Source organism: Hyella patelloides LEGE 07179 (genome assembly GCF_900659865.1).
Lineage (GTDB): Bacteria > Cyanobacteriota > Cyanobacteriia > Cyanobacteriales > Xenococcaceae > Hyella > Hyella patelloides.
The window spans coordinates 1-11887 of sequence record NZ_LR214369.1 but is presented as its reverse complement, the minus strand read 5'-3'; the positions used below and the strand labels follow the sequence as shown (position 1 = coordinate 11887).

The following is an 11887-nucleotide window of genomic DNA, read 5'->3' as shown; positions in this document are numbered from 1 at the left end:
TTTTTTGGGTTACTTTTTGAGAATTATATCAGGTCTTTTATAATCGGATTTCGTATAATAAGTCAAGCCCGAAGATGGTATAAAGCCTCTCCATTTATGGAGAAAGAATAAAAACGCGCATCTTATGAAGTTGAATCCTCTTCCTTCAGGTAGAGGTATTACTCATTACTCTTTACTCACTATTCATTACTCGTGAATGATGTTTAACAACGTAAGGAAATTAATTGAAATGACTATAATTCGGATTTGGTATTACAATGATAATAGATTTATGACCATTCAAATCAAGTCTTGCATCTGACATGAATTGATATTTTATATAGGAAAAATACCTTTTTTATTGTGTAGCAAGTATCAATTTTATACGCCAGAATTTTCGGCTAAAAATTCTAAAATACTTGCAAAATCTGGTAAGATTATTTCTTGGTTATGGGTAGTCAAAACTGGAACATGAACAAAAATACAGGGAAGAGCTAAATTGTTTAATTGCAGGTAGTTTAACACTTGATAATATAGTTCTTCACAAACAAACTGACCCGCATCGTTACTAATAGAAGTATGAGATAATTGAGATACTAATTGAGTTAAATTAACTGTGGTTTGTAAGTAGCTTTCTTGGCATCTAGCATGAGATTCGATGGTTAATTGAAATCTTGATTCTGCCATACCACAACAAATAATTGCTGATGGTTGTATTTTCTTGATGATTGCGATCGCTTGTTTACTAGCAGTTTCTATTTCTACAGGAAGCTGTCTTAAATAGTAACAATTATATTTATTTTGTTTTTCTACAATATTTAATAAATCATCAGAAGAATTAGATTTTTGATGGGGTAGCCAAGTAGTAAAAGAGGTTAACAATATTGTCATAGTAGTAATCGATATTCCACAGAAAAATTTAGCAGAGTAAATAATATTGACGACAAGAAGAATTAAATAACTAAAGAATGTGACTTCCCTCGCTGGTAAGATTGCTAATTTGTTTGACTCCACCAAAGGAAACAATAGGTTTATTTGATACTTGTCTTTTATTTCTCAAACTAATTCTTCAGTCCCTTTTTAATTTCTGCGGAATGTCGGTTTGAGAGATATTATAGATTTCTTCTTGGGCATTCTTTCTCTTTCTCATCCCTCATATTACCTCTTGTTCATCTCTCAAAACAAACTTGATGAGCTACTAGCTTGGGTGTTGTTGTAATGAAAGAGAAATACCCAGTTACTTTAGAACGAGCGACCATACCCGCGCTAGATCGCAATCTTATGCCTCAAACGACGGAGACGGTCAGAATAACTTTTCATCACTTCCAGAGCAAACATAGGGGTTTGTTGCACGGCAAACATAAAATGTTCTCGATCTAAAAACGCTAAGAGGGAATCAGTCTTGGCGATCGCCCTGGAGTCTCTTTGGCGATCCAAGTGAATGAGAGAGCCTTCACCAAAAACATCACCTTTTTGAATTGTCTCTACTACCTTGCCATCAACCAAAATCTCTACTTCTCCAGAGATGATACCGTAAATCACATCACCACATTCTCCTTCTTGAAAAATAATCGAACCTGCTGAAAAAGTTTTAGGGGAAGGTGATTTTTGAAAAAGTTCTATAGTCTTGATTGGTTCTAACACTGCAATTGCCTCATCTAACTATAAACATTGTCAGATAACTGAGGGATTAGGTAAAGATTTAGTTAATTTTTGGTTAACATTATTGCATCACTTCTAACTCATAATTTTCTACTTCCTCATTTACTCCAGGCGTATCGTATGAAATAGCAGCTATAATTTTTTGGTAGTCGTTCTTTTCAATTGTTCTACTGCCTCTAAATATTGAATATCTTTCAAAGAGGTAGGTTCAATATCAGAATCCAACCAAGGAGAACTAGCTGCATTTACCAAGATATCTGGTTCGATTCCTGAATTGTGAATGTCTCGTTTATTCGGAGTAAGTAGCTTACCCAAAGTGACTACTAATGCCGAATCATCCGCCAGAGTTTCGATACCGTGGATTAATCCTTTTCCAGCAGTAGGATCGCCGACAATAATAGCTCGTTGCGAGTCTTGAAGCGTTCCTGCTAATAATTCTGCTGCACTGGCAGTTCCCTGATTGACTAATACGACTAATGGTTGCTCGGTAAGCTGTATTTCAGTAGAATTTAAAGGAGTAAAGTCGGCTTTGCTTACTGCCGTCCCAATTTCAGACTCTCCTAAAAAAAATCCAGCAATTTCTAGGGTAGCTGAAATAGAACCACCAGGATTATTGCGTAAATCGAGAATTAAAGCCTTTGCTTCTTTAAAATTATTGATTGCTTCTTTCATCTCTTGAGGAGAAGATTGCGAAAATTGACCGAGATGAATGTAACCAACTTGCATATTTTCTAGATCAATTGACTCAGTGCGAATAGTAGGGGTTGCTGCAATTATTTCGCGTTTTAGCTGTACATCAAAAGTCGAACCATCACGATCGACAGTTAAATTTACCGTAGAACCCTCTGTACCTCTCAGTTTCGTTGCTACTTCAGTCAGACTAATATTATTGGTAGCAACTCCATCAATGGCAGTTAGGAGATCGCCAGATTGCAAACCTTCCTCTGCTGCTGGGGAATTAGGCATGGGGGTGATAATTCTTAGTTGTTCGTCATCGTCATAATCTAAAGATAGCAATTCGGGTAAACCAACACCGACATAATCCTTACCGCTATTTTCGGCAAGGAAGTCAGCAAATTGTTTAGCAGTTAAAAAACGAGTAGCTGAGTCGCCAAGGCGGTTAAGTACAGAATCGATCGCCTCATAAGCTTCTTCTGATGTAGCGTATTGACGAGAAAGGGTTTCAGCTTTTACTTGCTGCCAATCTAATCCATTAAAACTGCCGTCCATATAGCTTTTTTCAATAATCTGCAATGCTTCAGTTACGAGTTTCTGGGGAGTTATTGAGGATTCATTGTCTGAAGCAAGAATAATACTCGATGTAACCGTATCTTTAGCAAATATATCTTTGATAACCGCTTCGCCGACAAGTAAGTCAAGAGCGCAAGCTAGTATAATACCGATTGGGAAAAACTTTAATAGATTCAACATAAGCTCTGTAAATCAAATTATACTTTACTTGACTAAAGTACCTGAGGCGAACAGTCTGTTTCCATAGCTTCAAGTCATCAAAAAAAATGACTTTTGTCATTTGTCGATTAAGTAAATTTTTGTAGAATTAGGCTCAATTGTGCAGAATAAAAATCATGGCAGCAAGCCTAAACTTATCAATCTCAAAAATTTTTCCTTCTATCCGTCGCACTCTGCAATATATAGAGTGGATACTCTTAACAGTTCATGCTGTTAATGTTTTGCTAGATCGCATTTTTTACCAAGGAATAAATGCAAATGCACTGCCAGGAGGAAATTATGGTGAATTTGTGGCTCTGGCTATCTGTGCTGGATTGAGCTTTGTCTGTCCTTGGGAAGGTTCGCGTTGGCAGCAACGAGCTTATATCGCCATGGAGATCTTGTGCCTAGTCGTGGCTCGTTACATTACGGTTTGGAATATTTGGGGAGGATGGGATTTACTTTTATATTTGATTCTCGCCAAAAGCTGTTTTCTGCTGCCCTATAAAGATACGATCGTTACCACGATTGCTACTGGGGTGGCTTGGCAAATTAGTTACGCCCTCACCATACCTATAGCGATTGAGTTAATGCGTACCAACAACGCCCTCGACATTTTAGCTGAGGATTTGTCCGATCCAAGGCGCATGATTGTGTCAGGTATAGCGGGCAGCATCACGACTTATTTAGCATTCAGCACGTTTATCTTGCTGTTATGTTTTTTAGTACTGGCAGAACAAAGAAGTCGTCAAAAAGCCATAGCCTTAGCAGCTGAGGTTGAAATCTTAGCTACCGATCTCGAACGAACTCGTATTGCTCGCGACATCCACGACTCTTTAGGACATACACTTACAACTCTTAATGTGCAGTTAGAAGTAGCTCAGACTTTACATTCTAAAAATCCAGATCGATCCTTACAGGCACTAAATACGGCTAAAAGCCTTGCAAATCAATCGCTTCAGGAAGTACGTCAAGCTCTCTCAACCATGAGAGAAGAAAATTTCGATCTCAATGCTGCTTTGAAACACTCGATCGAACAGATAAACTATAACAACAGGTTCATAATCGATGTGAGAACCGATCTACCAAAATTGCCGTTACAAGTTAGCCAGCAAATTCATCTCATCATCAAAGAAGGGCTGGTAAATATTCAAAAACATAGTCAAGCTTCTTCAATTAAGCTCTGGACTCAATCCACATCTGAAACAATTACACTGGGGTTATGGGATAACGGAGTTGGTTTCAATCCTCTGATGCCAAATTCTGGTTTTGGATTGAGAGGGATGCAAGAGCGGGTTAAACTTTTAGAAGGACAAATAAAGATTCATAGTACCCCAGAAAAAGGAACATTGATTCAAGTTACTATTCCACGATGATTCGGATTTTGCTAGCAGATGACCAACAGTTATTTAGAGAGGGGTTAGTTGCTCTGCTGTCTCTAGAGGAAGATTTACAGATTGTCGGGGAAGCTAATCACGGACAAGAAGCGATCGCCTTAGTGGAACAACTTCAACCCGATGTTATTCTGATGGATGTGCGAATGCCTATTTGTAATGGTGTTGAAGCAACTCGTGAAATTCATAACTTGTACCCCTGGATTCAGATTCTGGTACTAACAACATTTGACGAGGACGAGTATGTGTTTCAATCTCTCGAAGCTGGTGCATTAGGATATCTGCTCAAAAGTACACCTTATCAACAAGTTGCGATCGCTATTCGGAATATTCAGTCAGGTTATAGTCAACTAGGGCCAACGATTGCGCCAAAAGTATTTGCTCAGATTAAACCATCCGCTTCGGCTGACAACAAGAACGAGCGGGATTTATTTAATCAGCGAGAGTTAGCAATTTTGAGACTTTTAGGTTTGGGAAAAAGTAATCAAGAGATTGCCCAAGAACTGAAATTCGCCGAAGGCACTATTAAAAATCACATGACAAATATCTTCTGTCAATTAGGAGTGCGCGATCGTACTCAGGCTGCTCTTTGGGCATATCAAAATTTGCTAAAATAGCCCTACTTATAGCTTTTGTCTTTTGTTTCTCTCTGACATTATGAATCTAATTCGTTGGATGCTCATATCTGGTTAAATATAGCCTACGGCACTTTATAGCCCCATTGCTCAATAAATGGTTGCCAATGAGATTCAATCAGTTCGATTATCTTTGGTTGAAATGAATAGCTATTCTTCTGGTAACCTTGAATATCTGACAAATAGGTTTCAAAGCGGTCGCTGTTTTGTTCAAATCCTGGTAACTCCAGCGTCTGATAAATCTGCTCTATTGTTTTAAGGGGGTTAATTTCAAAATCTTCAAAGCGAATTTCCACAAAACTGTTAGCTGGTAAATCAGCACTATCTGACTGAAGTGCCTTCATCATGCGTGGATAGCTCTCTAAGATTAAATCATTGATTGGTAAGTTATCATAATTTTGCAAGGCAAATTCTGGCAACAGTCGGGAAAAAAAATGATGAGTTGAGTGAAATACTATATAGGGGTTGCGATAAATGTGAATAAATTTAGCCTTGGGCCAAATTTTTTTGAGTTTGCCGATATGTCCTGTATAAACTGGATTTTTAATCAGGAGTTGTTTTCCTTTTTGGTGAATAGATACTTTTTCTAATAAATGGATATGATAATTTTGCCATTTTTCTATGACTTGAGGATTATCTTCATCAAAAAATACACCGCGTTGAAAGTGACGCTGGAAACCCTTGGGAAAATAAAGACCGTGATAATAAGATGCTGCCCCCATACTAGCTAAGGGGATGGAATCCTCTTGAGGGGAATTGGGTTTAACTGCCACCTTATCAACATGACGATCTTCGGGCAGAGCTTTTTCGAGTAAAGGCTCAAAGAGCCTCACAATTCCTAAAATATTCCAGGGTAGTCCTGTTGCCAGTGGTGATATGTATCCAAATTCTGGAGACTGGCTTAAAACATTATGTAAATGGGTTGTACCAGAACGCCAGTAACCCACAATAAAAATAGGAGCCTGAATTGGGCTACGCCGTCCACGGGTTAACTCCATCAAAACACGCTCTAATGTAGAAAATGGCCAGAGTGTCAAGGCGATGGTCAAAGCAAATCCTATTTGGGAAAATCGCTTTGTAGAAAGAGCTCCATTAGTAGTTAGCAGCTTTAATAAAGTATTAGGATTACTTCCACATAGGGGATGAAATAAACTCGCCATACTGACTATCTATATTGATTGATTAATTACGTATAATGTGAATTGAAATTACTTTTGATAGAGCCTAAATCATCGTAAAAGAAAGCAAGTCTGCGTTACGAGAAGAGCGAGAATAATACCTATAGACTAAAATAGGTGAATCGATCTTTAGCTTATAGCTACGAACTAATAAGTCTAAAGCGAAGGTCATTCACATCAGGCGTTAATTAGATATTATTAACGTGTCTCGACTTTCATGCGAATTGCCTGAGTTGCCAAGGTCTTACCAAAATCCCAAACTGCACCAGGAACCCGATGGGCATCAGCAACCACATCCTTAACAGCATCAATAACCCAACGATGGTCATCTTCACTCAATATTAATGGTGGCATAAACTTGACAATATTCATGCCATGCCCAGCAACTTGAGACAGAATTCGATGGCGAGAGAACAAAGGCACGGTAATCATTTGAGAGAACAGTCCTTTATTAGCTGATTCCAGCATTTTCCATGACATTTTCAGTGACCAGCTACTGGGTTCGGCAAATTCTAGAGCTATCATCATACCCAATCCACGCACTTCTTTCAAACATTCATACTGCTCAGTAAGCGGTTTGAGATTAGCAACAATACTTGCTCCCATCTGGGCAGATTTTTCAATTAGTTTTTCTGACTCAAGAACTTCTAATGTGGCTAGTCCTGCTGCCATTGCCAAATTATTTTTACCAAATGTACTTCCATGAACAACTGCTCGGTCTAAACGGTTGAAGACTTTGTCAAAAATCCACTGTCGGCAGGCAACTGCCCCTACTGGAACGAACCCTCCTGAGAGAGCTTTTGCCATACAGAGAATATCTGGTTCAACCCCCCAATGTTCAACAGCCCACCATTTTCCTGTGCGACCCAGACCAGTTTGGACTTCATCAGCGATAAAAAGCGCACCGTACCGACGACAAAGTTCTACTGCTCCAGGTAGGTAAGACTCCTCTGGAATCCAGACTCCATGTCCTTGAATTGGTTCTGTGATAAAAGCAGCTACATCTTTACCCGCGAGTGCCTTTTCTAAAGCAGCTAGATCTCCGAAAGGAACCTCAATAAAATCTGGCAATAACGACCCAAAACCTTCTCGGAAATAGGGATCTCCTGTAGCAGAAAGAGAACCCAAACTCAGCCCGTGGTAGCCACCTTGACAGTAAACAATCTTGGAACGTCCAGTAGCGTAACGGCTAAATTTAATGGCAGCTTCCACAGTTTCGGTTCCAGAATTGGCAAAGAAAATTCTTTCCAAGCCATCTGGTACAACAGCAACCAGTCTTTCAGCTAGCAATCCAGAAAGTAGGGAGACATCTAACTGTACCAGATTTGGTAAGTCGGCAGTTAATACATCTTGTAGTATTTGGATGACTTGGGGATGATTGCGACCTAAAGCAAACACCCCAAAACCACTGAGCAGATCTAGGTAACGGTTATCGAGATCGTCAAATAGATATGCTCCTTCAGCCTTGACATAACGGCGATTAAAACCAATGGTCTTTAAAACTTGTACCATCTGGTTATTTAGGTGTTCCTCGTGTAGCGTAAAATTTTCCTGGCTGCGCTGTTTAATAAGTTCGCTAATTTTCATGAGTTGGTTTTTGTCTTGTAAGCGCGATAAACATAATTATTGATAATAGTAACCCTAAGTACTCTCTGCGTGATTACCAAATTCGAGGGGTTATTGCCTTTACGGTTCAATTGCGTAAAGATACGGAATATCGAAGACAGACAGTGTTTATTCTTAATGGTAACAATACTGAATTTTTTATGAATTTAATTTATTTTCTTTTACGTTATTCTTGGGGGATGATTGCGATCGCTATATTTGCAGGATTCCTTAGTGGTGGCAGTAGTGCTGGTTTAATTGCTTTGATTAGTCGTGCAGCATCTCGTGACCTTGGTTCTTCTTTGGCGATCGCAATTGGGGGTTTTGTGGCACTAGCAATAGTTGCTTTAATTACCAGTATCATTTCTCAAGTAATGTTGATTCGCTTATCTCAGAATGCAGTCTTGAAATTACGGATGGGCTTGAGTCGTCAGATTCTTTCCTCTGAGTTGAGCCATTTGGAAGAGTTAGGAAATCCCCGACTTTTGGCAACCCTGACAGAAGATGTTCAAACAGTTGCTGATGGTGTTTATCAGATGCCTTCTCTGTTCATCAATATAGCGATCGTTTTGGGCTGTATGGCTTACATCACTTGGTTATCCTGGTTGGTAGTAATAATGGTGATTGGTTTAGCAGTGGTGGCAATTAGCATTTGTCAATGGTTGTTGAACAGAGGAAAAAAATTGCTTGCCCTAGCTCGTGAAGATCAAGATGTCTTATTTAAGCATTTGGGTTCTATTACTCAAGGAATCAAGGAGCTTAAGCTGCACTATGGGCGACGCCAAGTCTTCCTAGAAAAACAACTGTTATCAACTGTCACTTCATTCCGTCGTCATAATGTTGACGGTTTGACCTTTTTCGCTGCAACTTCGAGCTTGGGTCAACTGATATTCTTTTTTGCGATTGGTTTTGTCATCTTCGTACTACCTAATCTACTGTCAATTACACCCCAAAGTCTATCGGGCTATCTTTTGACCTTCACCTACTTGGTATTACCAATGGAAAGTATCATTAGTAAACTTCCCCTGTTCAGTCGAGCCAGCATTGCATTGTCAAAAATTGAATCTCTGGGTTTATCTCTAGCTAGTCGAGCAGAAGTAGTCAAAGTGCCACCTCAGCGTAAGTCCTCTTGGCATTACTTACAATTCAAAGGTGTAACCCATACTTACCGCACAGAAGAACCAGCAAGTAATTTTATCTTGGGTCCAATAAATCTTCAATTTTCTCCTCAAGAAATAGTTTTTATTGTTGGGGGTAATGGTAGTGGTAAATCGACCCTTGCTAAACTCATTACTGGTCTTTATATTCCCGAAGCTGGAGAGATCGTCTTTGATGGCGAGCCAATTACAGAACAAAATCGAGAATGGTATCGCCAAAATTTTGCAGTGGTTTTCTCAGACTTCTACTTGTTTGAAGACCTGTTAGGACTAGAGGATAGCAATTTGGATACTCAAGCCCAAAAGTATCTTAAACTGCTTCAGCTAGACCATAAGGTAAAAGTAGAACATGGCAAACTTTCTACCACCGCACTTTCTCAAGGACAGCGTAAACGACTAGCTTTACTCACAGCCTATTTAGAAGACCGACCAATTTATCTATTTGATGAGTGGGCAGCCGACCAAGATCCTGTATTTAAAAAAAGCTTTTACTGTCAATTGTTACCACATCTACGCGCTCGAGGCAAAACTATACTGGTAATTAGCCATGATGACCATTATTTCCATGTAGCAGATCGGATTATTAAACTGGACTACGGTCAAATTGAATATGACAAGGATTTACACCTATAAGCAACAGAAAGCTCTGGAATTCTCTTAACAATTAACCAAAAATAATTTCAGGATAAATAAACTTCATTCCAGCATCTTTAATCTTTTGATTCGATAACCTGGTATTGTAGGAACGAGTCGAATCTTTGGTTGCATCCCAAGTAATACCAGACATATTATGAGTAGTAAATAAACGCTGAAAAAATTCACCAGTAGTCAAACATTCATCACAAGCTAAGTTATAAATACCGTCTAATTGTTTGTCTCTGGCTACTTCAATAGCATTTACTATGTCCTCTAAATGAATCCAGTTACTATAGTCATCTCCTTTACCTGGACGAGTTGTACCAGACCAACGACGAAAGATTTTAATTAATTCTCTACCTTCGCCGTAGATACCAGCTAAACGTAAAATACAGACCTTGAGTTTTTCTGACCTTGCTGCTAGTAAGATATCTTCTGTTTCTGCTAAAATTTTACCGCCATCGGTTACAGGATTGGCGGGGATAGTTTCATCTGTCCATTGTCCTTTTCTATCACCTAATACCCCATAACTTCCTGTATAAATAACTTGTTTGACGCTGTTATTATTTTGTAGTGCAGTAACTAAATTAGTAGCGGTTTCTGAATAGCTTTGACGATAAGTATCTTTTCCTTTTGCACCAACGGAAAATAATACTACTTCTCGATCCTTAATCGCATGAGAAACAGCACTTAGATCGCTGCCTTCTACTATAGCAACGCGATCGGCTATGGGAGATAATTTTGCTACCTTCTCTGGGGTAGTAGTAGTTGCGGTAACTCGATGACCGTTTTTTTGCCAGAGACGCGCTACCTGACTACCTACATAACCACAACCTAAAATTAAAGTATTCATTTGTTTAACGTTTACCGTATATCATCAATCATCTACCATATATCATTTATCAATGTTCACTGATCGCTGTTTACTTATAACTGTTTAATGGCAAACATTGCTTATCTTTATATCGATCCTTTACTAGAGTCTGCTGCGGAAGCTTATAATTGGCAACGGAAAGTGGATTGTGTGTATCAAGATTTTGGTCAACGTACTGAATTGCAGAAACTGATAGCAGATTGTCAGGATAATCCTCCAGAGTACCTCTTGCTACGTCAAATAGAAGAATTGGGGGATACTGTCGCTGAAATATGCGATCGCCTTAAGCTGCTAGAATCATTAGGAGTGGATGTGATTGCCGATTTACAAAATTATCAATCTTCTGCTTGGCAAAAAAGAGAAATCACTGAAATAAAAGCAGATTTAAGCAAATTACTCCAAAGTGTTACTAAAAGTAAACTTATTAACCGTCTCAAGCAAGGACACGCCCGCAATCGTCTCAAAACTTTGCCCCCTCCTGGTAAAGCACCTTATGGCTATCGCCGAGGACAGGATAAGTATATTATTGATAAGAGTACTGCACCAGTAGTTAAAGATTTTTTTGAAAGATTTATCTTATTTGGTTCGCTTCGGGGTGCTGTTAGATATTTAGAGAAAAGATACGGTAAAAAAATTGCGCCATCTACGGGGAAAAACTGGTTAACCAATCCTGTATATCGGGGAGATTTAAAGTATAAAAATAACGAGATAATATCTAATACTCATACCGCAATTTTAGATCGTGAATCCGCAGCCCAAATAGATCGTTTATTGCGCCGTAACAGTCGTTTAGCATCTCGTACAGCCAGCGCACCACGTTCTTTAGCAGGATTGGTTACCTGTCAGCAATGCCAGTTTTCTATGACAATATCCCATGTTACTCAAAGGAATAAAAAACAGGAATATCTTTATTTACGCTGTCATGATTGTCCTCAAAATCCTAAATGTAAAGCGATTAATTATCAAACATTTTTAGAACAAACTATTACTAAAATTTGTCGAGAATTACCTCAAGCAGTAGCCCAATTACAACAACCCAATTTTAAAGATATTAAGCAAAATATCGAACAAGAAATACAAACAAAAAAAGATATTTTATCTCACATATCAACATTACTAGCTCAAAATATTTTAGATGAGGAAACTGCTAATATACGCCGTTATAAAATACAAACTGAAATATCTACTCTCAAAATAAAATTAATCAACTACCACCAGAAAACTTAAAAGCGATCGCTAGTACTGTATCTTTACCTCAATTTTGGTTTGATTTGTCTGAAGCAGAAAGAAGATTTTATTTTCGTGAATTTATTAAACA

9 protein-coding genes and 1 pseudogene are annotated in these 11887 nt (G+C 38.6%); 4 read left to right on the top strand and 6 right to left on the bottom strand.

Annotation, left to right across the window (positions count from 1 at the left end; translation table 11 throughout):
- Positions 1-360: 360 nt before the first annotated feature.
- The 3 genes from H1P_RS34370 to H1P_RS34360 form a co-directional block, all read right to left on the bottom strand.
- Positions 361-870, bottom strand: coding sequence for a pyroglutamyl-peptidase I family protein (locus tag H1P_RS34370; protein ID WP_144876105.1), 510 nt, complete (start codon positions 868-870; stop codon positions 361-363).
- A gap of 375 nt (positions 871-1245) precedes the next feature.
- The gene (locus H1P_RS34365) at positions 1246-1623 is read right to left on the bottom strand and encodes a cyclic nucleotide-binding domain-containing protein (RefSeq protein WP_144876107.1); all 378 of its coding nucleotides are present in this window, start codon (positions 1621-1623) and stop codon (positions 1246-1248) included.
- A 150-nt stretch (positions 1624-1773) separates the two neighbouring features.
- Positions 1774-3072, bottom strand: coding sequence for a S41 family peptidase (locus H1P_RS34360; protein WP_144876109.1), 1299 nt, complete (start codon positions 3070-3072; stop codon positions 1774-1776).
- 155 nt (positions 3073-3227) lie between these two features.
- Between H1P_RS34360 and H1P_RS34355 the strand changes: the two genes are divergently transcribed.
- Both H1P_RS34355 and H1P_RS34350 read left to right on the top strand, forming a co-directional pair.
- Positions 3228-4466, top strand: a complete 1239-nt coding sequence (locus H1P_RS34355) for a sensor histidine kinase (protein WP_144876111.1) — start codon at positions 3228-3230, stop codon at positions 4464-4466.
- A complete protein-coding gene (locus H1P_RS34350; RefSeq protein WP_144876113.1) occupies positions 4463-5101 on the top strand; it encodes a response regulator transcription factor in 639 nt (212 codons plus the stop codon). The genes H1P_RS34355 and H1P_RS34350 overlap by 4 nt, the downstream gene beginning before the upstream one ends.
- Before the next feature lie 83 nt (positions 5102-5184).
- Here the strand turns inward: H1P_RS34350 and H1P_RS34345 are convergent, their stop codons facing one another.
- Positions 5185-6279 carry a sulfotransferase family protein gene (locus H1P_RS34345; protein ID WP_144876115.1) on the bottom strand — a complete coding sequence of 365 codons (1095 nt, stop codon included), beginning with the start codon at positions 6277-6279 and terminating at the stop codon, positions 5185-5187.
- Positions 6280-6495: 216 nt separating this feature from the next.
- Positions 6496-7884 (bottom strand): aspartate aminotransferase family protein, encoded by a 1389-nt coding sequence (locus H1P_RS34340; RefSeq protein WP_144876117.1) that lies wholly within the window; start codon positions 7882-7884, stop codon positions 6496-6498.
- A gap of 179 nt (positions 7885-8063) precedes the next feature.
- Here H1P_RS34340 and H1P_RS34335 point away from each other — a divergent pair, with 179 nt between their 5' ends.
- Positions 8064-9692 (top strand): cyclic peptide export ABC transporter, encoded by a 1629-nt coding sequence (locus H1P_RS34335; protein WP_144876119.1) that lies wholly within the window; start codon positions 8064-8066, stop codon positions 9690-9692.
- Positions 9693-9723: 31 nt separating this feature from the next.
- Here the strand turns inward: H1P_RS34335 and H1P_RS34330 are convergent, their stop codons facing one another.
- On the bottom strand, positions 9724-10548 hold the full coding sequence (locus tag H1P_RS34330) for an SDR family oxidoreductase (protein ID WP_144876121.1): 825 nt from the start codon (positions 10546-10548) through the stop codon (positions 9724-9726).
- Between the two features lie 87 nt (positions 10549-10635).
- Here H1P_RS34330 and H1P_RS34325 point away from each other — a divergent pair.
- Positions 10636-11887 (top strand): annotated as a pseudogene (locus H1P_RS34325) (recombinase family protein); the annotation flags it as partial.